Genomic DNA, 20,755 nt, shown 5'->3' on the forward strand with positions numbered 1-20,755 from the left:
CCATCAGTCGCGACGAGCGAAGCGGTGTACCAGACGACTTCGGACAACGTCGGAGCTGATGACCCAAGGCCAATCGGAGTCCTTCGTTGTATCTGCACCAAGTGCGGCGGCAGCAAGCCCCCCAGCACGCCGCGCCGCGGGCTGGTCCTGCGAAGCGAACCTCAGCCCCTCGCCGGCCTGAACCACAGCGTCGCCACCACGCCCTTGGGCGCGCCCGGGCGCACGTTGACCTGCCAGCCGTACAGATCGCACAGGCGGCTGACGATCGACAGGCCGATGCCGCCGCCCTGCGAGTGTCCGGCGTGGGTGCCGCGGTAGCCGCGCTGGAACAGCTTGGCGGCGTCTTCCGCGCTGAGGCCGGGGCCGGAGTCGATCACCTGCACCGCATCGCTCAGCACCCGCACCACCACCTGGCCTTCCTGGGTGTACTTGACCGCGTTGCCGATCAGGTTGCCCAGCGCCACCGACAGCGCCGACTCCGGCGCGTCGATGGTCAGGTTGCGCTCGCCCTCCAGCAGCAGTTGCAGCGGCTTGCCGCCGAGCTGCGCGCGGTGCGATTCGATCAGTTGCTCGGCGACCTTGGCCACGTTGCTGTTGCCCTGCCCGCGCTCGTTGCGCGACAGCAGCAGCAGCGAGCCGATCAGGTCGCTGCATTGTTGTTCGGCGCGCTGGATGCGCTGCAGGCGCTGCAACACCTTGTCGTCGAGATTGGGACGGGTCAGCAGCAGTTCGGTGGCGCCGCGGATCACCGCCAGCGGCGTGCGCAGCTCGTGGCTGACGTCGGCGTTGAATTCGCGGTCGCGCTGCACCACCTCGGTGAGCCGGCCCGAATAGTCGTCCAGCGCTTCGGCCAGCTGCCCGACTTCGTCGTCGGGGAAATGCGGCGCCAGCGGCTTGGGATCGCTGCTGCCGCGGTAGGCGCGCAGCCGCGCGGCCAGATCGGAGACCGGGCGCATCACCCGCGACGCCGACCACCAACCGATCACCAGCGACAACGCGCTGAACACCAGCACCGACAGGATCAGGGTGCGATTGAGTTGCACCTCTCCCTGCATGGTCTGGGTCATGTCGTAGGCGAGGAAGAACCACACGTCCGGCGTCTTGCGTACCGCGAGCTTGTAGGAGAACTGCTTGCCTGACTCGTCGCGCCCGAACATGTTGTGGATGCCGTCGGAGAAGCTGTACCAATCCGGCTCCTCGCGCTTGAGCGCCTCAAAGCCGTCGCGCTTGACCACCCGCCCGACCATCTGCTGCACCTGCAGATCGGGATTCTTCGACGGCTCGGAAAAATATCGGCGCGAGTATTCGTCGATGTTGCGGTTCATCACCACTTCGACGAGCTGGTTCTCCACGCGCGCGCGCGCCCAATTCGTGGCGAACGCGAACAGTGCGGTCAGGCCGAAGCCCAACAGCACGAAGGACAGAATGATGCGGCTGCGCAGGCGGCGGCGGTAGCGTCCGCGCCGCCGCACCGCCCGCGGCAACTCTCCAGCTTCAGGCATCGGGCGCGGCGATGCGGTAGCCGATGCCGTGGCGGGTCTGGATCATTGGCACCTCGAACGGCTTGTCGACCACCGCGCGCAGGCCGTGGATGTGCACGCGCAGCGAGTCCGAATCCGGCAGCTCTTCGCCCCAGACGCGGGTTTCCAGTTCCTGCCGGGTCACCACCGCAGGCGAGGCTTCCATCAACGCCTGCAGGATCTTCAGCGCAGTCGGGTTGAGCTGCAGCAGCTTGCCCTGGCGCCGCACTTCCAGCGTGTCCAGGTTGTATTCCAGGTCGCCGGTCTCCAGCACGCGGGTGTGCACGCCCTTGCCGCGGCGCGACAGCGCGTTGAGCCGCACTTCCACTTCCTGCAGCGCGAACGGCTTGATCAGGTAGTCGTCGGCGCCGGAATCGAAGCCTGCCAGCTTGTTGTCCAGCGAGTCGCGCGCGGTGAGCATCAGCACCGGGGTCTGCTTGCGCGCTTCGTTGCGCAGCTTGCGGCACACTTCGATGCCGTCCATGCCCGGCAGGTTGAGGTCGAGCACGATGGCATCGAATTCGTGCACTACCGCCAGGTGCAGGCCGGTGACGCCATCGGCGGCGAAATCCACCGTGTGCCCGCGGTCCTCGAGGTAGTCGCCCAGGTTGGCAGCGATATCGCTGTTGTCTTCGATCACTAGAATTCGCACCAACATTTACCCCGTCAGTCGTACTTGCCAGTTGGATTGCGCCGCATCAATTCCTGCGCATCCTCGTTGTCGCGGCGGCGTTCCGCCACGGTTTTGCATTGCGTCGTGGTGCGCAACGATCCGATGACCGCTTCGCGCCTGCAGATCAGCCGGCTGTCCGACGACGCCTTGGACAGCAGCGTGTTGACCGTTTCCTGATCGTTGAACAACACGACCTTGTCTTCCTCGCGCAGCGTGTCCACATCGGGGTGGGCGTTGAGCACCATCGCCATGCGCGACAGCGCGGCTTCCACCTCGTTGCGATTTTCTGCACTGCGTTCGGAACAGGTCTTGCCATCATCCAACTGCTGGCGAATTGTAACGAGTTGCTGTGCGAACGATTTCTTCACGTTTATGGGCGCCTCACCTTTCGGCGCCGCCGCCGCGCTGCGCGCCAGCGCCATCCCCGGCATCGAACCGATCACCTTCTTCGTCCCTGCCCACTACGCGATTGGTGGCGTGAATCACAATGTAGCCGCCCCGCGAACGGGGCCGCAAGCTGCGCGCCGTGGGGTTTCCGTGCATGGGCGCAGCCGCCGACCTGCAAAACAAAAAGGCCCAAGCGGCGACGCCGCTTGGGCCGAAAGATATATCCCGATTACCGTTCCTGCTGAGGAGGGCAGAGCTGCGGTCCGACGAAGCATACGCAGGGGGGAATTAAACCCGTGTTAAGCCAGAACGGAGGGCCGAACATCGCTCTAAGTCACTGATTTCTTTCGAATCAGACTGGCTTCGAGGTGCTCGATGACCTTGCCGGCGATATCCAGCCCGCAAACCGCCTCGATCCCTTCCAGGCCGGGGGTGGAGTTGACTTCCAGCACCAGCGGGCCGCGCCGCGAGCGGATCAGGTCGACCCCTGCCACGCCCAGGCCCAGGGCTTTGGCCGAGCGCACCGCCACCTCCTGCTCGCCGCGGCTGGCCACCGCCAACTGCGCGCTGCCGCCGACATGCAGGTTGGAGCGGAAGTCCCCTTCCGGCGCCTGCCGGCGCATCGCCGCGACCACCTGGTTGCCGACCACGAAGCAGCGCAGGTCGGCACCCTCGGCCTCGCCGATGAACTCCTGCACCAGGAAATTGGCGTACAGCCCGCGCAACGCCTCGACCACGCCGCGCGAGGCGCTGGTCTTCTCGGTGAGGATCACGCCGGTGCCCTGGGTGCCTTCGTTCAACTTCACCACATGCGGCGGCGGGCCCAGCATCGACAGCAGATCGCCGGTGTCGTCGGGGTTGTCGCCGAACACGGTCATCGGCATGTCGATGCCCTTGGCCGCCAGCAACTGGTGCGCGCGCAGCTTGTCGCGGGCGCGCAGGATCGCATCGGACGGGTTGGGCGTGCGCACGCCCATCATCTCCAGCTGGCGCAGCACCGCGGTGCCGTAGCGGGTGACGGAATTGCCGATGCGCGGGATCACCGCGTCGTAGCCGGTGATCGGCTTGCCCTTGTAATGCATGGTGAAAGCCCCGGCCGCGATGCGCATGTAGCAGCGCAGCGGGTCGAGCACGCGCACCGTATGCCCGCGCTCGCGGCCGGCCTCGACCAGGCGCCGCGTCGAATACAGCTTGGTGTTGCGGGACAGGATGGCGAGCTTCATCGAGGCGCGACGGCGGTGGCTGGCTCGGCATCATACGTTGCGCCGTCGGCGCTGCGGGACTGGCGCCTCGCGCGCGAACGCGGCGGCAGCGGGGGCCGGCCCCGGCATGCGCGTTCGGCCGCCGGCATCTGCCGACACGCTGTCCCACAGCCGACACGCAACCGCCCCGAAACGTTCACAAAACCGTTGCATGGTGGCGAGCGGGCCGCCTGGGCCGTGTGCTGGCTGTCACCCACCACGCGGCAGGTCCCGACGCCTCCCCCCATTTTATCCTGGTGAATTCCGATGACCCCCACCTCCCGATCCTTGCGCCTGCATGCGCTGGTGCTCGCCGTCGCGTCCGCGCTGCCGGCCTTCGCCGCGCTGGCCGAGACCGCGCCGGCCGACGCCGCTGCCACGTCCACCGCCGGCAGCGGCGACGCGACCATGCTCGATGCGATCACCGTGGTGTCCACCGGCACCACCCGCCAGGTGCAGCGCATCACCCGCGAGGACATCGGCACCGCCGCGCCCGGCACCAGCGCGCTGAAGGTGCTGGACAAGCTGCCCGGCGTGCAGTTCCAGTCGGCCGATGCGTGGGGCGCGTACGAATGGTCGACCGCGATCAGCCTGCACGGCTTCGACCAGAGCCGCCTCGGCTTCACCCTGGACGGCGTGCCGCTGGGCACCATGAGCTACGGCGTCAGCGACGGCCTGCAGGTGACCCGCGCGATCATCTCCGAGAACGTCGGCTCGGTGGAGCTGTCACAGGGCGCCGGCGCGCTGGGCACCGCCTCGAGCAGCAACCTCGGCGGCACCGTGCGCTACTACTCCGACGATCCGGACGCCACGCCGGGCATCCGCTTCAGCCAGACCTTCGGTTCCGATTCCACCCGCCGCACCTACCTGCGCGGCGACACCGGCGACATCGACGGCTTCTCGATGTACACCTCGCTGGTGCACGGCGAGACGGACAAGTGGAAAGGCTACGGCAACAACGAGTACAACCAGGCCAACGTCAAGGCGCTGTACCAGTGGGGCGACGGCAACCGGGTCAGCCTGTTCCTGGACAGCTCCAAGCGCAAGGAATACGACATCATGGACCTGTCGCTGACCTCGCAGAAAGCGCTGGGCTGGGACTGGGATTACCTGATGCCGGACTGGAACAGCGCGGTGCAGATCGCCAACGCGCTCAACGGCAACGGCAGCTACCCGGCCTCCTTGAACGGCCTGCCCGCCGACTACGGCAAGGCCGATGCCTCCTACTACTCCGGCGCCGGCCTGCGCGACGACAACCTGGCCGCGCTCAGCGGCGCGTTCAACCTCGGCGGCACGGCCACGCTGAACCTGACCGGCTACTACCACGACAACAACGGCGAAGGCCAATGGACCACGCCGTACGTGGCGTCCTCGGCCACGGTGCCGCTGTCGATGCGCACCACCGACTACCGCCTCAACCGGCATGGCATCACCGCGTCGCTGAACTTCACCGTCGCCGGCAACGAGATCGAGATCGGCGGCTGGTACCAGAACGCCAAGACCGTGCAGGAGCGCAACTACTTCCTGCTCGATGGCCCGTTCACCGATCTGCACTACTTCAACAAGTCCGGCACCTTGTTCGCGCGCCAGTTCGACCAGCACTACGACACCGACACGCGCATGTTCTATGCGCAGGACACGCTGCGCCTGCTCGACGAACGCCTGACCGTGAACTTCGGCGCCAAGAAGCTGCAGGTGGACACCACCGCGCAGTCGCTGGTACCGACCACCTCCAACGCGGCCGGCGAGATCAAGGCCGATTCGGATCTGCTGCCGCAGCTGGGCGTGAACTACAAGCTCGACGCGCACCAGGAAATCTACGCGTCCTACAACAAGAACATGGCCGGCTTCGGCTTCACCCCGTTCCAGGAATCGCAGGCGGCGTTCGACGCGATCAAGCACTCGCTGGAGCCGGAGACCGCGCAGACCTACGAACTGGGTTATCGCGTGCGCGGCGACGGCATCGAGGCCTCGCTGGCGCTGTACCACACCACCTTCGACGACCGCCTGCTGGTGACCTCGCCGTGCAGCGCAATCCAGACCTGCTCGGCCACGCTCAACAACGTCGGCTCGGTGCGCAGCCAGGGCGCCGATCTGGCGGTGATGTGGCGCCCGATCGCGCAGCTGCGCTGGCTCAACTCGCTGTCCTACGACGACTCCACCTACCAGGACGACTACCTCAACGGCGGCGTGGTGGCCACGTCCGGCAAGCGCGTGGTCGGCATCCCGGAGTGGATGTTCTCCAGTAGCCTGGCCTATGAGAACGCCGGCTGGCACGCCGCGCTGGACGGCAAGTACACCGGCCGCCGCTACATCAGCTACCTCAACGACTCGTCGGTGCCGAGCTACTGGCGCTTCGACCTGAGCGCGGGCTACGACTTCGGCGAAGTCGGCATGTTCCAGAACCTGGGCCTGAGCGCGAACGTGACCAACCTGTTCGACAAGCGCTACTTCGCCACCGTCGGCACCAACGGCTATGTGGTCTCCGATCCGAACGGCTACAACCAGACGCTGATGGCCGGCGCGCCGCGGCAGTTCTTCGTCACCTTCAGCGGCAAGTTCTGAATTGACGCAGCGCCAGGGAAGGCGATGGCGCCGTCGTTTGCGAAAGCAGCGGCGGCGCCTTGCGTTTGAGCGGTGAAAAAACCGTACGAATGAAGCCGCCATCTGGCGGCTTTTCCGATTGTGCGTGGTGCCGTTGGAGGTCGCGCCGACAGCGACATCGGTCGCGGCTGAAGCCGCGACACACGGCCTGGATGCCACATTTATTGAATAAACCGACAGCTAACCGGCGACAGCGCGGCCGATCGCCGGATCGCTCATGCTTGGACGGCCGGTCTCGACATGCCCGGCCAGGCGCCGCCGCCACTGCGGCATCGCCTCGCTCGCAATTTCAAGGTCGTACCAGTGGTACTGCGTCTGCAAGTCAAAGCGCAGCAACTTGCGCTCGCCGGCGGCCAGCGCATGCATCTGCTCCGCCCCGCCGCGATAGCCATCGCGAATGCGCAGCCGGCATGCCTGCGCACCGGCATTGCGCAGCTCCAGCAGCAGGCATTGGCTGGCCGCGTCGTAGTCGGCATCGGCCTGCAGCCCCACGTCGACCACGCCATCGCCATGGAACTCGCGCAGGAAACCGTTGGGGCCATGCACGCGCAACGCGTAGCCGGGATCGGCCGCAGCGCCGCGCCAGGCGCGCGCATCGTGCAATTCGCTGCCCGCCGCCAGCGTGTAGAACCACGGCCCGGCGCTGCCGCCATCGGCATAGGCGTTCAGCGCGACGCCGACGGTGCTGCGGTTGAGCATCCGCAACGTCGGTTGCTGCGGCCCCGTCTGCAAGCGCACGTCGAAATCGTAAGGCAGCGCGCGCGCCGGGCGCTGGCCCGGCTCCTGCGCCGGCAAGGCCTGCTGCGCGGGCCGCTGCGGCGCCGGCAAGGCCGCGGTCGCGTCGACGCGGGCGATGAAGTCGCGCGTGTCCGGCAAGGCGACGCGGGCGTCGTCGTGCCCGGCGAAATCCAGCGCCGAGGTCAGGTCGCCGGCGATCGCGCGGCGCCATGGGCTGATGTTGGGTTCGGCGACGCCGAAGCGGCGCTCCAGGAACCGGAGCACCGAGGTGTGGTCGAACACCTGCGAATCGACCCAGCCGCCGCGGCTCCACGGCGACACCACCAGCATCGGCACGCGCGGACCGAGCCCGACCGGGACGCCGTGGTAGTCCTCGCCGCGCACATCGACATTGCTGGCACCCATGGCCGGATCGGTCGCCGGCAGCGCCGGCGGCACGTGGTCGAAGAAGCCGTCGTTCTCGTCGTAGTTGATCAGCAACACGGTCTTGGACCACACCCCCGGCGAGGCCGCCAGCACCTCCAGCAGGCGTGCGCTCAGCGATTCGCCGTAGGCCGGGGTGGCCTCGGGGTGCTCGCTGAGCAGGTACGGCGCCACGATCCACGACACCTGCGGCAAGCTGCCGCTGCGCACGTCGCGCTCGAAGGCGGCGACCAGATGCTCGCCGCGCGAGGCCTTGGCGTTGTCGGCGGTGGAACCCGGCACGATCGCGCGGCCGCGCCGGTACAAGGGAGAGGCGCGGTCGAGATTGCGGAAATTGGCGAAGTACGGATGGCTGTTGTCACCGTAGTTGTCGAATTCCTGGTACACCTGCCAACTGACGCCGGCCTGCTGCAGGCGCTCGGAATAGGTGGTCCACGCGTAGCCGGGAAACTTCGCGTTGTCGCGCGCCATGTCGGCGGTCCAGTTGCCATCGTCGCGGTTGTTCACCGCCTGCTCGCCGTCGTTGCCGACGCTCAGGCCGCTGGTGCCGGTGAACATGTACATGCGGTTGGGATTGGTCGGGCCGAACAGCGAGGCGTGGTAGCCGTCGCAAATGGTGAAGGCGTCGGCCAGCGCGTAGTAGAACGGCAGGTCCTCGCGCTGGAAGTGGCCCATGCTCATCGCGCTCTTCTGCGCGATCCAGGCGTCGTGGTGCTTCCAGATTTCGTGCGAGCCCTTCCAGTCGTGGTTGAGGTCCTGCATCCACTGCGCGCTGCTGGTCTGGCTGTTGAGGCGGAACGGCAGCACGTGGCGATCGCCGGCACCGGCTTCGGGCTGGTACCAGACCGGGCGGCCGCCGGGCAGGCGCAGCGGCCGCGGGTCGCCGAAGCCGCGCACGCCGCGCAGGCAGCCGAAGTAGTGGTCGAACGAGCGGTTCTCCTGCATCAGGATCACCACGTGCTGCACGTCCTGCACGGTGCCGGTGACCCGCGCCGGCGGCACCGCCAGCGCACTGCGGATCGCCCCGGGCAGCAGCGGCATGACCGCCCCGGCGCCGAGGGCCAGGGACGCACGGGCGAGGAAACGGCGACGACTGTGTTCGACCACGGAGGGACTACCGGCGACGAGCCTGGGCTCACTAATCGCTCAGCGTAGATGGCGCCGATGAAGCGGCGTTGACAAGGCGAGGCGCAAGCGCTGGCGCATGCGCGCGACCGCACCGATGGCCGCCCACTGCACGCCGTGCTCGCCCTGATGTTCCAGCACCGGCCGCACGCCCCGCTCCCGTACCTCGGGGAAAACGTCGGGGTGCGAGCGTAGCCTCGCGCACCCAAACTCCGCGAGGCGCTTCGCCCCGGACCCTCACCCCAACCCCTCTCCCGGAGGAAGAGGGGCGAAGGCACGCCGCGGCTGTTCCCTTCTCCCATCGGGAGAAGGTGGCGCGTAGCGCCGGATGAGGGCAGGTCACGCCAGGGAATGCCCACTCGGTAGCGATGCAGGCCGTCGCTTCCGGCGCTCGGTCCGCGATTACCAGCAGTTGGCGTACCCTTGGTGCGACTGCATTGCGCCGTGCTCGCCGGCCAATTCGCGAAGAAGCGCCGTGCGCTTACGCTCGGCATTCGAGCGCAAGCGCGAGCGCATGGCCAGCGCCGATGGCACCGTTGCCCCATGGTTGTCGCCACCGGTCTGCTGCGCCGCCACGGCCCGGGGCTGAACATCCGGGCTCATGTGCAAGCCCGGTCTCTGCCCGCCTGCTTGGCCCGGTAGAGCGCGGCGTCCGCCTTATCGACCAGGTCCGTCACCGTCCATTGCTGATTTCCCATGTCCGCGCAGGCGATACCGATGCTCACGGTCACCCGCGCATCGGTCGGGCTGGATGCGTGCGGCAGCGCCAGTTCGCGCACGGCCGAGCGAACCTGCTGGGCCACCCGCTCCGCGCCCTTCTCATCGGTGAACGGCAGGATGATGGCGAATTCCTCGCCGCCGTACCTGGCGGCCACGTCGTTCAGCCGCAAGGCGCAGGAGGCCATGGCCTGTCCCACTTGGCGCAGGCAGGCATCGCCATTCACGTGTCCATAGGTGTCGTTGTAGAGCTTGAAATGGTCGACGTCGATCATCAGCAGCGAGACCGGAGAATGGGTGACCTGCCTCTGTTGCAGCGCGCGCTGCAGCTTGTAGTCGAAGCCTCGTCGGTTGTAGATGCCGATGAGCGGGTCGATCCACGCCTCGGTGCTCAGCTTGGCTTCGCTCGTGTGGACTCGTCGCAGCTGCAGGTGCAGCCAGATGCCCAGGCCCACGAACAGCGCGCATCCGGCAATGGTGATAAGCGAGCGCTGCAGGGCCATTTTCCGCCATGACGCCAGTACTTCGTTGGAGGGCATGCTGACCAAGAGCGACATTGGAAATGGCCGGACCGGGGCGAATCCGGCAACCCATTCCTCCCCGTCGATGGGCGAACGGTAGATGGCCCAGCCTCGGTGCAGCTCCCGCATCGTGCGGTGGATCTGGCTGCCGGCGATGCTGGCGCCTTTCAGGTATTGGTCGCCGAGGCGGAAGGGCACGACATCGCCATCGTCGTAGATGATGGCGATCGAGCCGCTACGTCCGACATCGAACGTGTTACCGAGATCTTGCAAATACTCGAGCCGGATGCTGGCCAGCGCAACGCCGCCGAAGGAGCCGTCGGCGTTGTCGACGCGCCGGCTCAACGTTATGGTCCAGGAACCGTCGGAATGGCTCGGGCGGCCTATGAATGCTAGGCCGTCGCTGTACTTTTTGTGGTGCTCGAAATGGGCTTGATCGGCATTGTTGCCGCGCTGAGAACCTCTTGGCGGGGAGGAATTCACCCATTGCCCGCTCGCATCGCAGACCGCGACGGTGTGCAGTCGGTCCGAGAGATTGGCCGCGTCCACCAGGACCTCGTGCAACGTTTTCGGTTTGCGACCCGCTCCGGTCTCGACCCGGGCAACGACTCCCGAGAGCACGGCGTCGGCAATGACGAGCGAGTCGCTGGTGTGCTGGGCGAGCGAACTGGCCAGATTCAGCGAGCTAGCCTGCGCGGTTCGCAACGTTGCGCTCCTGGCGTCGCGAAGCGAGGAATACTCCGATGCGGCCAGCATCGCCCACGCTGCCGTGATAAACACGTTCAGCGCCACTCGCTGGACCAGGTTCCTCCGCTGTGTTGTGCCTTTTGACATGCCCGCCTCCGCTCTGCAGCTCGATCAGGCCAGATATGCAATCTATGTGCCCCAACCCGGCCGGCCCTGACCCTGTCGCGCATTCATCAGGAAGCCGGGCATGCCCTGCGGCTGCAAAGATCGGAACGTCCGCGGCGCGTCCAGGCATCTGGCCATGGTGATCGCCGGTACCGGGCTGGCCGGTACGGTCAGGTCGTGGAGCACCGCCTCGACAGCCCTGTCATCGGCTCGCCGGCGCACCGTTCGCAAGCCTGGAACCTAGGCTCGCGCGCCAGGCCGTCGGTAATTGGCCGTACGGCACCGTGCTACGCCAGGCGGCAGTGCGCGAGGCGGCAGCGGCCAGCGGCTGCAGATGATGTGATGGTAGGCGCGGCGATTGCGGCACCTTGCGCACGATCAGCGCCAGCGAATACCTGTTGGCGCCGCCGGGTGGACTCGCGGCTACGTCGCCTTCGCTACTAGGGCGTGTCGGCAGACTGCTCTTCCAGGATCGGTCCAGCCAGTGCGAAGGCGTGGTTGGCCGCCGGTACGCCGCAGTAGATCGCCGCCTGCAGCAGCACTTCCTTGATCTCGTCCGCAGTCACGCCGTTGTTGCGCGCGGCGCGCACGTGCAGCTTGAATTCCTCGTCGTGGCCGAGCGCGACCATCATCGCCAGGGTCAGCAGCGAGCGCGTGTGCCGCGGCAGGCCGTCGCGGGTCCACACCGTGCCCCAGGCGGTGCGGGTGATGAACTCCTGGAACTCGCTGGTGAAATCGGTGCGCGCGGCCAGCGAGCGCTCCACGTGCGCCTCGCCGAGCACGGCTTTGCGGACCTGCAGTCCGGCGTCGTAGCGTTGTTTCTCGTCCATGGGGGGTTCCGTTGTGAGATGGGGAGGATGCGGCGCCGGATCGCCCGAATGCGGCGTTCCCGGCAGCCTGCGCAGCGGCGCAGGCGCCGTTCTAGGGATGCTGGAGAAACTCGCGCAAGTGTTGGTTGAATGCCGGCGCAGACTCCACGTTGCAGATATGGCGGCCAGGTACCTGCGCGTAGCGGCCGTGCTGTACCGCCTCGGCGATGGCGCGCAGGTCCTGCGGCGGGCACACCGGATCGTCGTCGCCGGCGATCGCCAGCAGCGGCACCGCCAGCGCACCGAGCCGGTCGCGGAAATCGGCGGTGGCCACGGCGTGGCAGCATGCCGCGTAGCCTTCGGGCGAGGTGGCGAGGAAGCTGGCGATGATGCTGTCCAGCCGCTGCGGATGCAGCGCGGCGAAGGCCGCGGTGAACCAGCGCTCGCGCGTGGCCGCCGCCAGCGCGGCCAGGCCCTCGGCCTGCACCTGCGCGATGCGCGCGCGCCAGCTGTCCTCGCTACCGATCTTCTGCGCGGTCGCACTGACCACCAGCCGCTGCAGCCGCGCGCCGGCGTGCAGGCCCAGCCACTGCCCGGTCAGGCCACCGATGGACAGCCCGCAGAAATGGCTGCGTTCGATCCGCAGCGCATCCCACAACGCCAGCACGTCGCCGCCGAGGTCGTCCACGCGGTACGCGCCGGCCGGCACGCCGGACGCGCCATGCCCGCGGCGGTCGTAGCGCAGCAGGCGGAAGTGCGGCGCCAGCGCGTCGATCTGCGCGTCCCACATGTGCAGGTCGGTGCCGAGCGAGTTGCAGAAGGTCAGCCACGGCTTGCCTTCGCTGCCGTCGAGACGGTAGTGCAGGCGATGGCTGGGCAGGTCGAGGAAAGGCATGGCGGCTCCGCGGGATTCAGGGAAACAGGCTCAACCGTTGGCGAGCACGCGATCGATCCAGGCATCGGCCATGCCGCGCCAGCTGTCGGCGGCGAACAAGGCTCGCAGCCGGTCGCCGTCCAGCACCGCGCTCACCCGCGCGTCGGCAGCCAGCACCTCGCGCAGGTGCAGCCCCTGCTGCAGCGCGTGGCGGGCCGATTCCTCCACCAATGCGTGCGCGGCCGCCTTGCCCAGGGTCGCAGCAAGCGCGACCGACACCGCCTCGGCGTAGAGCAGGCCGCCGTGGCTGTCCAGGTGCGTGCGCATGCGCGCGCGGTCCAGCTCCAGGCCGTCGATCACGCTGCGCATCTGCGCCAGGCTACCGGCGCTCAGGCGCACGATCTCCGGCACGGTCTCCCACTCCGCATGCCACTGCCCGGCGGCGCGTTCGTGCGGCTGCGGCAGCGCCGCGTACAGCGTGGACACCAGGCCGGGCACGCGCGTGGCCGCGGCGATGGCGGCCACGCAGCCCACCGGGTTGCGCTTGTGCGGCATCGCCGAGGAGCCGCCCTTGCCGGCCGCGGCCGGTTCGAAGGCCTCGGCCACTTCCGACTGCATCAGCAGCACGATGTCGGTGGCGATCTTGCCCAGGGTCCCGGCCAGCAGCGCGAACGCGCTGCCGACCTCGACGATGCGGTCGCGCGCGGCATGCCAGGGCAGCGCCGGCAGCGGCAGCCGCAACGCCTGCGCCAGCGCCTGCGCCACGTCCAGGCCCTGCGTCTGCAACGAGGCCAGGGTACCGGCGGCGCCGCCGAACTGCAGCACCAGCGCGTCCTCGCGCAGCGCCTGCAGCCGGCGCTGCGCGCGTTGCAGCGCATCCAGCCAGCCGGCCGCCTTGAGTCCGAAGGTCACCGGCACCGCCTGCTGCAGCAAGGTACGCCCGGGCAGGCCGGTATCGCGTTCGCGCTGGGCGAGCGCGCGCAAGGCATCGCACAGCGCGGCCAGCTTCGGCTGCAGCACGTCCAGCGCGGCGCGCAGCTGCAGCACGCTGCCGCTGTCGATCACGTCCTGGCTGGTGGCGCCCCAATGCACCCAGCGCGCGGCGTCCACGTCGGCCGCCTCGACCCGCGCGGTCAATGCCTTGACCAGCGGGATGGCCGGGTTGCCGGCCAGCGCGGTGGCCTGGCCGAGCGCGCCCAGGTCGTACTGCCGCGCCTGGCAGGCGGCCTGGATCGGCGCGACCGCCGCCTCCGGGATCACCCCGCAGCGCGCCTCGGCCTGCGCCAGCGCGGCCTCGACATCGAGCATGCCCTGCACGCGCGCGGCGTCGTCGAACAGCGCATCGATGTCGGGGTCGCCGAACAGGGGGCTGAGCAGGGAAAGGCTGGAACTCATGGGTGACGTCTCTGCGGGTCGTGCCGGCGCATCGGGCCGGCCAAGGGTAGCGCCAACGCGATGACGGGATGCGGTGGATAGCGCCGAACGGGGGACATCGCCCGGCTGCCGCGGCCGCATGTGGGAGCGACTTCAGTCGCGACGGGCCTTACCGGTAGAGCCCGTCGCGACTGAAGTCGCTCCCACACGACCGCCAGCGCTCAATAGCTGAAGAACACCGTCTCCTGCTCGCCCTGCATGCGCACGTCCCAGGCGTAGTGTCCCGGCGCGGTGCGCTGGGCCAGCAGCGTGTCGCGCCGTTGCGGCGGCACCAGCGCCAGGATCGGGTCCTCGCCGTTGCCGGCGGCGTCGGCGAAGTACAGCCGCGTGGACGCGGCGCGCAGCAGCCCGCGCATGAACACCAGCACCACGAGATGCGGCGCCTGCGGCGCGCCTTTGGGACCGGCCACCACACCAGGCTTGATGGTGGTGAAGGAGAAACGGCCATGCGCGTCGGTCGGCACGCGGCCCCAACCGTGGAAGGCCGGATCGTGATCGTCGTGGCGCGGATCGTCGCGATGCGCGTAGATGCCGGCGGCGTCGGCCTGCCAGATCTCCAGCACCGCATCGGCGACCGGCACGCCGGCGCCATCGAACACCGTGCCGCTCACCTGCACGCGCGCGCCGCGCGCCGCGGCCGGTGCGATCTCGGTGCGGTACAGCGACTCCAGGCCCAGGCGGTAGTACGGGCCGACGGTTTGCGAAGGGGTTGCCTGAAAACTCATGATGTCACTCCCAGACGGTCTGCTTGCGGCCGCGCAGCACGATGTCGAAGCGGTAGGCCAACGCGTATTCGTTCATCGCGTTCTCCCAGTCGAACGCTGACACCATCCGCGCCTTGGCCTTGGCGTCGTCCACGCAGTTGAAGATCGGGTCGAAGGCCAGCAGCGGGTCGCCGGGGAAGTACATCTGCGTGACCAGGCGCTGGCCGATGCCCCCGCCGTGCAGCGAGAAGTGGATGTGCGCCGGACGCCAGGCGTTGTAATGGTTGCGCCACGGGTAGGCGCCGGGCTTGATGGTCTTGAAACGGTAGCGGCCGTGCGCATCGGTCAGCACCTGGCCGGTGCCGGTGAAGTTGGGGTCCAGCGGCGCGTCGTGCTGGTCGCCCTGGTGCAGGTAGCGCCCGGCGGCGTTGCACTGCCACACCTCGACCACGCTGTCGCGCACCGGCTGGCCGTTCTCGTCGAGCACGCGGCCGGAGACGATGATGCGCTCGCCCAGCGGTTCGCCGGAAAAACCGGCGGTGAGGTCGGCGGCATGCGCGCCCAGGGTGATGCGGTCCAACGTCGGACCGGTGACTTCCGACAGCGTCGCCGGGATCGCGATCGGGTCGCGGCTGGGGCCGCGGCGCACGGTCGAGGCGTAGGCTGGATGAATGTACGGCGGCTGCGTGCCCGGATACGGCTTGCGATAGCCGAGCAGTGCCTGGTTGGTGGAATCGCTCATCTTGCTTCTCCCGGTGGCTCCGCACGGGAGCCTGTTTCGTCTGCGGTTGCCTGCGCTTGGCAGGAACGTCCGCGGCCGCGAGGGCGCTGCCCGCCACACTCGCGGCCGAAGCCGCCCCTACAGTAGTATTCGCTCAGACCCGCTCGATCGCCAGCGCCACACCCTGGCCGACGCCGATGCACATGGTCGCCAGGCCGCGACGGCCGCCGCCGGCCTCCAGCTGGCGCAGCAGGGTCAGCGCCAGCCGCGCGCCGCTCATGCCCAGCGGATGGCCGAGCGCGATCGCGCCGCCGTTGGCGTTGACGTGCGCGGCATCGTCGGCCAGGCCGAGTTCGCGCAGGCAGGCCAGCCCTTGCGCGGCAAAGGCCTCGTTGAGTTCGATCGCATCGAAGTCCTCGATCTTCACGCCGAGCCGCGCCATCAGCTTGCGTGTGGCCGGCACCGGACCGATACCCATGTAGGCCGGCTCCACGCCGGCCGCGGCGAAGCCGAGCACGCGCGCACGCGGGCTCAGGCCCAGCGCCTGCACCTGCGCGGCCGAGGCCAGCAGCAATGCGGCGGCGCCGTCGTTGATGCCCGAGGCGTTGCCGGCGGTGACCGTGCCCGGCTGGCGGAAGATCGGCTTGAGCCTGGCCAGCGCCTCCGCCGTGGTGTCCGCGCGCGGATGCTCGTCGCGCGCGACCTCGATGGTCTCGCCGCGCTTGCCGCCGGGCACCGTCACCGGCACGATCTCGCCGTCGAAGAAGCCGCACCGCTGCGCGGCGGCGGTGCGCTGCTGGCTGCGCAGCGCGAACGCATCCTGGTCCTCGCGCGACACGCCGTAGCGCGCGGCGACGTTCTCGGCGGTCTCGCCCATCGACTCCACGCCATACAAGCGTTTCATCTCGGGATTGACGAAGCGCCAGCCCATCGTGGTGTCCTCGAGGCGCTGCTCGCGCACGAACGGCGTGGCCGCCTTGCCCATCACATAGGGCGCCCGCGACATCGACTCCACGCCGCCGGCGATCGCCAGTCCCAGCTCGCCGGCGCGGATACCGCGCGCGACGGTGCCGACCGCGTCCAGCCCGGAACCGCACAGGCGGTTGATGGTGCTGCCGGGCACGCCGAACGGCAGCCCGGCCAGCAGCAGGCTCATGCGCGCGACGTTGCGATTGTCCTCGCCGGCCTGGTTGGCGCAGCCCAGATAGACGTCCTCGAGCAGCGCCGGGTCCAGTTGCGGATGCCGCGCCAGCAGCGCCTTGATCGGCAGCGCGCCGAGGTCGTCGGCACGCACGCCGGCCAACGCGCCGCCGTAGCGGCCGATCGGGGTGCGGATGCCGTCGATGATGAACACATCGGTCATTGCGCCGTCTCCATCGCCAGTTGCAGTCCGGTCAGGCGTTGCAGCTCGTCCAGCGACACGCCGTCGATCAGCTCGATGACCGAGGCGCCGTCCTTGCCGAGCGCGAACACGCCCAGGTCGGTGTAGACGCGCGAGACGCAGCGCAGGCCGGTCAGCGGGTAGTCGCATTCGGCGACCAGCTTGCTGTCGCCACTTTTGGTCAGCAGGTCCATCATCACGAACACGTCCTTGGCGCCGATCGCCAGGTCCATCGCGCCGCCGACCGCGGGGATCGCGTCGGGCGCGCCGGTGCTCCAGTTGGCCAGGTCGCCATGCACCGAGACCTGGAACGCGCCGAGCACACACACGTCGAGCCGGCCGCTGCGCATCATCGCGAACGAGTCGGCATGGTGGAAGTAGCAGCCGCCGGTCAGCAGCGTCACCGGCTGTTTGCCGGCGTTGATCAGGTCGGGGTCCTCCTCGCCGGGCGCTGGCGCCGGGCCCATGCCGAGCACGCCGTTCTCCGAATGCAGGAAGATCTCCTTGTCGGCCGGCAGGAAGTTGGCGACCAGGGTCGGCAAGCCGATGCCGAGGTTGACGTAGGCACCCTCGACGATGTCGCGCGCCACGCGCGCGGCGATCTGTTCGCGGCTCAGGCGGTTCATGCGCTCTCTCCGGCGGCGACCACGCGTTGCACGAAGATGCCCGGGGTGACCACCGCTTCCGGATCCAGTTCGCCCAGCGCCACCACCTCGCCGACCTGCGCGATCGTGCAGTCGGCGGCCATCGCCATCAGCGGGCCGAAGTTGCGTGCGGTCTTGCGGTACACCAGGTTGCCCCAGCGGTCGCCCCGATGCGCCTTGATCAGTGCGAAGTCGGCGCGGATCGGGTATTCGAGCACATAGTGCCGGCCATCGATCTCGCGCGTCTCCTTGCCCTTGGCCAGTTCGGTGCCGTAGCCGGTCGGGGTGAAGATCGCGCCCAGGCCGTTGCCGGCGGCATGGATGCGCGCGGCCAGGTTGCCCTGCGGCACCAGCTCCAGCTCGATCTCGCCGGCGCGGTAGGCCGCATCGAAATGCTGCGAGTCGGCCTGGCGCGGGAACGAGCAGACGATCTTGCGCACGCGCTTGCGCTTGATCAGCGCGGCCAGGCCGGTTTCGCCGTTGCCGGCGTTATTGTTGACGATGGTGAGTTCCTGCGCGCCCTGCACGATCAGCGCGTCGATCAGTTGGTCGGGCATGCCGGCGCTGCCGAAGCCGCCGATCATCACCGTGGCGCCGTCGTGAATACCGGCCACGGCCGCCTCGAGCGAGACGACGGTCTTGTCGATCATGGCTGCACCCGCTGGCGGGGCGCGTGCGATATCGCAGACGCCTCCACACCTTCGACCGGCAAGCCAGCATAGTTCTCGGCGATCGTCGCGCGCCCGCCGGGACTGGCCAATAGGTAATCCAGCTCCGCCTCGTGCAGGCGCCGGTCAAAGGCGTCCTCGCCGGGAAACGTGTGCAGCATGGTGGTCATCCACCACGAAAAGCGCACCGCCTTCCATACCCGACGCAGAGCCAGTTCCGAATAGCGATGCAAGGGTGCATCGCTGCCCTCCCGCCGCGCCTGTGCGAACAGCATAGCCAGCAGCCCGACGTCGCCAGCGGCCAGATTCAGGCCCTTGGCCCCGGTCGGTGGCACGATGTGCGCGGCATCGCCGGCCAGGAACAGCCGGCCGTACTGCATCGGCTCGGCAACGTAACTACGCAGAGGCGCGATGCTTTTCTCAAGTGACGGGCCGGTCACCAGGCGCGCGGCCACCTCGGCCGGCAGGCGTGCGCGCAGCTCGTCCCAGAACCGGTCATCGGACCAATCCTCGATGCGTTCACCGGCCGCGACCTGGACGTAGTAGCGGGTGCGTACCTGCGAACGCATCGAGCACAGCGCGAAGCCGCGTGCATTGCGAGCGTAGATCAGCTCCTCGTTGACCGGCGGAGTATCGGCGAGCACACCGAGCCAGCCGAACGGATAGATGCGTTCGTACTCGCGCAACACGCCTGCCGGGATCGAGGCGCGACTGATGCCGTGGGAGCCGTCGCAGCCGATCACGTAGTCGCACTCCAGCCGCCCAGGCGCACCGCCATGCTCGAACTCCAGCCATGGCTGGCTGCCGTCGATCCCATGCAGGGTTACATTCTCCGATTCATAGAGGGTAACACCACCGGCTTCGGCGCGCGCCCGCATCAAATCGCGGGTGACCTCCGTCTGCCCGTAGATCGTGACGGCGCGTGCGCCGTCGTGACCGCCTAGGTCGATGCGCTCGCGGCGACCGTCCAGCACCAATTCGAAACCATGGTGCACGATGCCGTCACGGCGAACCCCCGCATCGGCACCCGCGGTGGACAACAGCTCGACCGTGCCCTGCTCGAGTACCCCGGCGCGAATGCGCGTGAGCACGTACTGGGGCGAACGGCGCTCGACGACGATGTTGTCGATGCCTTGGCGCAGCAGCAGTTGGCCGAGCAACAGCCCCGCCGGCCCGGCGCCGATGATGGCAACCGTGGTTCTCATAATGTCCTCCCGAACATGTGGTTTCTGTACTTTTTACCAGTCTTCCTCCAAAGACCCGGCATTCCAATGGACAAACCCAAGGATTTGCTGCATTTTCCGACGATGCCCGCCTCCGACCGCCCAATGCCGCCCGTGCTGTCCGTGCCCGCGTTCGGCCTGTATGGCGAAGTTGACGGTAGCGCGGTAGAGGACACGTTGCACTGGGAATCGATTCCGGCGCGCAGCCGCCTGCACGGCTGGCGCATCCATCCGCACCGACACCACGATCTGTCGCAGCTACTGTACGTGCAGGCCGGTCCCGCCGGCATCCATATCGACGGGCACAGCCAGCGCGTGAACCACGCCACGCTGGTGTGGATGCCTCCGCTGTACGTGCACGGCTTCGATTTCCATCGCCGCATCCGCGGCCATATCGTCACCCTGTCCGCATCGCTGCTGCAAGCCTGGCTCGTGCAATGGCCGCAGATGGCGCAGGTACTGGCGCGTCCAGCGTGTTTGGAGGTCGGACGCGATCGTGCCATGCTCGATGCCTGCTTCGCCGGGATCGCCGCCGAGCACGCGCACCATCGCGACGGGCGCGTACCGATGCTGTCCGCGCTGGCCGGCCAGGCTCTGGTGTGGGCTGCGCGGCGCGCGCTGCACAAGGCCACGCTGCCGCGCGGGGCCGGCCCCGCGCGGAGCGCCACGCAAGTGCGGGCGTTCCTGGCGCTGGTGGACCGTCACTACCGTGAGCACTGGCCGCTGCAGCGCTATGCAGACCAGCTCCAGCTCAGCCCGAGCCATCTCGGCGCGCTGTGCCGGCAGGAAGCCGGCGCGCCGCCGCTGCAGTTGATCCAGCGCCGGATCATCCTCGAAGCCCAGCGCAGCCTAGTCTATACGACCCTCACCGTGCAGCAAGTGGCCACGTTGCTCGGCTTCGACGACCCGGCCTACTTCAGTCGTTACTTTGCTCGCAACGCAGGCTGCTCACCCAATGCATTCCGGCGCCGCGCGGCAACCGGCAAGGCCGCCCCGACGCAGCGTCGATCGACAGCAGCCGGCGAATCAACCGTTGACCTTGGCGAAAACGCGGACAGCGACTGAGGCATCCCCCACAGCGACAATCGGCCTTCAGATCGGACCCGTCGACCACGATCACCGGCTGCTGCCCGCGTTGCAACCACCGTGCCATGTCAGCGGCGATGCGCTCACGCTGGCAATGCAACTGTCCGTTGCAAGCACGCGGTCGAATGTCTTCAGCGGGCGGCAGCACGCTCAGCGCCCGGCCATGCCCGCGCCACATCGATCAAGGTCGGGCCGCGTCCGACAAGGAGCGCGTCTACCGCACGCAACAACACCGCCTCACGCAGCGCGCATACCGCCAGGCGATTCGCGCAGCACTTTCTGCAATGCGCCGCTGCGCGCATGGTCGTTAGTCCTTTTTTGTTTCGTCGCCTCGAAGACTGCGCCATGCGCGCGCGGCATGGTCGGCTGCAAGCCGCTGATCCCACGATGCAACAACGTGGGCATGCGTC

General features: G+C 68.3%; 18 protein-coding genes. 2 read left to right on the top strand and 16 right to left on the bottom strand.

The window, feature by feature from the left end; genetic code table 11:
* Positions 1-161: 161 nt before the first annotated feature.
* From FZ025_RS04650 to rimK, 4 genes are all read right to left on the bottom strand, one after another.
* Positions 162-1,502, bottom strand: a complete 1,341-nt coding sequence (locus FZ025_RS04650; protein WP_046978033.1) for a sensor histidine kinase — start codon at positions 1,500-1,502, stop codon at positions 162-164.
* Entirely contained in the window at positions 1,495-2,172 is a 678-nt protein-coding gene (locus FZ025_RS04655) for a response regulator transcription factor (protein WP_046978044.1), read from the bottom strand. The genes FZ025_RS04650 and FZ025_RS04655 overlap by 8 nt, the downstream gene beginning before the upstream one ends.
* A gap of 14 nt (positions 2,173-2,186) precedes the next feature.
* Positions 2,187-2,636, bottom strand: coding sequence for a hypothetical protein (locus FZ025_RS22220; RefSeq protein ID WP_244292462.1), 450 nt, complete (start codon positions 2,634-2,636; stop codon positions 2,187-2,189).
* Between the two features lie 273 nt (positions 2,637-2,909).
* Complete coding sequence (gene rimK, locus FZ025_RS04665; protein WP_046978031.1) at positions 2,910-3,803, bottom strand: 30S ribosomal protein S6--L-glutamate ligase; 894 nt, start codon at positions 3,801-3,803, stop codon at positions 2,910-2,912.
* A 285-nt stretch (positions 3,804-4,088) separates the two neighbouring features.
* Here rimK and FZ025_RS04670 point away from each other — a divergent pair, with 285 nt between their 5' ends.
* A complete protein-coding gene (locus FZ025_RS04670; protein WP_046978030.1) occupies positions 4,089-6,386 on the top strand; it encodes a TonB-dependent receptor family protein in 2,298 nt (765 codons plus the stop codon).
* Positions 6,387-6,605: 219 nt separating this feature from the next.
* On the opposite strand, the gene FZ025_RS04675 is transcribed toward FZ025_RS04670, so the two are convergent.
* From FZ025_RS04675 to pobA, 11 genes are all read right to left on the bottom strand, one after another.
* Positions 6,606-8,693 carry a phosphocholine-specific phospholipase C gene (locus tag FZ025_RS04675; RefSeq protein WP_104557692.1) on the bottom strand — a complete coding sequence of 696 codons (2,088 nt, stop codon included), beginning with the start codon at positions 8,691-8,693 and terminating at the stop codon, positions 6,606-6,608.
* A 617-nt stretch (positions 8,694-9,310) separates the two neighbouring features.
* The gene (locus tag FZ025_RS04680) at positions 9,311-10,783 is read right to left on the bottom strand and encodes a sensor domain-containing diguanylate cyclase (RefSeq protein ID WP_046980286.1); all 1,473 of its coding nucleotides are present in this window, start codon (positions 10,781-10,783) and stop codon (positions 9,311-9,313) included.
* 458 nt (positions 10,784-11,241) lie between these two features.
* On the bottom strand, positions 11,242-11,631 hold the full coding sequence (gene pcaC, locus FZ025_RS04685; protein ID WP_046980285.1) for a 4-carboxymuconolactone decarboxylase: 390 nt from the start codon (positions 11,629-11,631) through the stop codon (positions 11,242-11,244).
* 91 nt (positions 11,632-11,722) lie between these two features.
* Entirely contained in the window at positions 11,723-12,505 is a 783-nt protein-coding gene (gene pcaD / locus FZ025_RS04690; RefSeq protein WP_046980284.1) for a 3-oxoadipate enol-lactonase, read from the bottom strand.
* Positions 12,506-12,535: 30 nt separating this feature from the next.
* Entirely contained in the window at positions 12,536-13,879 is a 1,344-nt protein-coding gene (locus FZ025_RS04695; protein ID WP_046980283.1) for a 3-carboxy-cis,cis-muconate cycloisomerase, read from the bottom strand.
* A gap of 200 nt (positions 13,880-14,079) precedes the next feature.
* A complete protein-coding gene (gene pcaG, locus FZ025_RS04700; RefSeq protein ID WP_046980282.1) occupies positions 14,080-14,643 on the bottom strand; it encodes a protocatechuate 3,4-dioxygenase subunit alpha in 564 nt (187 codons plus the stop codon).
* 4 nt (positions 14,644-14,647) lie between these two features.
* A complete protein-coding gene (gene pcaH / locus FZ025_RS04705; RefSeq protein ID WP_046980281.1) occupies positions 14,648-15,364 on the bottom strand; it encodes a protocatechuate 3,4-dioxygenase subunit beta in 717 nt (238 codons plus the stop codon).
* 133 nt (positions 15,365-15,497) lie between these two features.
* Complete coding sequence (gene pcaF, locus FZ025_RS04710) at positions 15,498-16,706, bottom strand: 3-oxoadipyl-CoA thiolase (RefSeq protein WP_046980280.1); 1,209 nt, start codon at positions 16,704-16,706, stop codon at positions 15,498-15,500.
* The gene (locus FZ025_RS04715) at positions 16,703-17,350 is read right to left on the bottom strand and encodes a 3-oxoacid CoA-transferase subunit B (RefSeq protein ID WP_046980279.1); all 648 of its coding nucleotides are present in this window, start codon (positions 17,348-17,350) and stop codon (positions 16,703-16,705) included. Before FZ025_RS04715 ends, pcaF begins: the two co-directional genes overlap by 4 nt.
* On the bottom strand, positions 17,347-18,018 hold the full coding sequence (locus tag FZ025_RS04720; protein WP_046980278.1) for a 3-oxoacid CoA-transferase subunit A: 672 nt from the start codon (positions 18,016-18,018) through the stop codon (positions 17,347-17,349). The genes FZ025_RS04715 and FZ025_RS04720 overlap by 4 nt, the downstream gene beginning before the upstream one ends.
* Entirely contained in the window at positions 18,015-19,241 is a 1,227-nt protein-coding gene (gene pobA, locus FZ025_RS04725; protein WP_046980277.1) for a 4-hydroxybenzoate 3-monooxygenase, read from the bottom strand. The genes FZ025_RS04720 and pobA overlap by 4 nt, the downstream gene beginning before the upstream one ends.
* A 102-nt stretch (positions 19,242-19,343) precedes the next feature.
* Here pobA and FZ025_RS04730 point away from each other — a divergent pair, with 102 nt between their 5' ends.
* Positions 19,344-20,324, top strand: coding sequence for a helix-turn-helix domain-containing protein (locus FZ025_RS04730; RefSeq protein ID WP_104557849.1), 981 nt, complete (start codon positions 19,344-19,346; stop codon positions 20,322-20,324).
* Between the two features lie 258 nt (positions 20,325-20,582).
* Here the strand turns inward: FZ025_RS04730 and FZ025_RS04735 are convergent, their stop codons facing one another.
* Positions 20,583-20,750, bottom strand: coding sequence for a hypothetical protein (locus FZ025_RS04735; RefSeq protein ID WP_158185530.1), 168 nt, complete (start codon positions 20,748-20,750; stop codon positions 20,583-20,585).
* Positions 20,751-20,755 lie beyond the last annotated feature (5 nt).

Source organism: Xanthomonas hyacinthi, from assembly GCF_009769165.1.
Taxonomy (GTDB): Bacteria; Pseudomonadota; Gammaproteobacteria; order Xanthomonadales; family Xanthomonadaceae; genus Xanthomonas_A; species Xanthomonas_A hyacinthi.

Excerpts from the sequence above, each read along its gene's own strand:
- FZ025_RS04650 (WP_046978033.1), bottom strand. The coding sequence starts at position 1,502 with ATGCCTGAAGCTGGAGAGTTGCCGCGGGCGGTGCGGCGGCGCGGACGC.
- rimK (WP_046978031.1), bottom strand. The coding sequence starts at position 3,803 with ATGAAGCTCGCCATCCTGTCCCGCAACACCAAGCTGTATTCGACGCGG.
- FZ025_RS04670 (WP_046978030.1), top strand. The coding sequence starts at position 4,089 with ATGACCCCCACCTCCCGATCCTTGCGCCTGCATGCGCTGGTGCTCGCC.
- FZ025_RS04680 (WP_046980286.1), bottom strand. The coding sequence starts at position 10,783 with ATGTCAAAAGGCACAACACAGCGGAGGAACCTGGTCCAGCGAGTGGCG.
- pcaC (WP_046980285.1), bottom strand. The coding sequence starts at position 11,631 with ATGGACGAGAAACAACGCTACGACGCCGGACTGCAGGTCCGCAAAGCC.
- pcaD (WP_046980284.1), bottom strand. The coding sequence starts at position 12,505 with ATGCCTTTCCTCGACCTGCCCAGCCATCGCCTGCACTACCGTCTCGAC.
- FZ025_RS04695 (WP_046980283.1), bottom strand. The coding sequence starts at position 13,879 with ATGAGTTCCAGCCTTTCCCTGCTCAGCCCCCTGTTCGGCGACCCCGAC.
- pcaG (WP_046980282.1), bottom strand. The coding sequence starts at position 14,643 with ATGAGTTTTCAGGCAACCCCTTCGCAAACCGTCGGCCCGTACTACCGC.
- pcaH (WP_046980281.1), bottom strand. The coding sequence starts at position 15,364 with ATGAGCGATTCCACCAACCAGGCACTGCTCGGCTATCGCAAGCCGTAT.
- pcaF (WP_046980280.1), bottom strand. The coding sequence starts at position 16,706 with ATGACCGATGTGTTCATCATCGACGGCATCCGCACCCCGATCGGCCGC.
- FZ025_RS04715 (WP_046980279.1), bottom strand. The coding sequence starts at position 17,350 with ATGAACCGCCTGAGCCGCGAACAGATCGCCGCGCGCGTGGCGCGCGAC.
- FZ025_RS04720 (WP_046980278.1), bottom strand. The coding sequence starts at position 18,018 with ATGATCGACAAGACCGTCGTCTCGCTCGAGGCGGCCGTGGCCGGTATT.
- pobA (WP_046980277.1), bottom strand. The coding sequence starts at position 19,241 with ATGAGAACCACGGTTGCCATCATCGGCGCCGGGCCGGCGGGGCTGTTG.
- FZ025_RS04730 (WP_104557849.1), top strand. The coding sequence starts at position 19,344 with ATGCCCGCCTCCGACCGCCCAATGCCGCCCGTGCTGTCCGTGCCCGCG.
- FZ025_RS04735 (WP_158185530.1), bottom strand. The coding sequence starts at position 20,750 with ATGCCCACGTTGTTGCATCGTGGGATCAGCGGCTTGCAGCCGACCATG.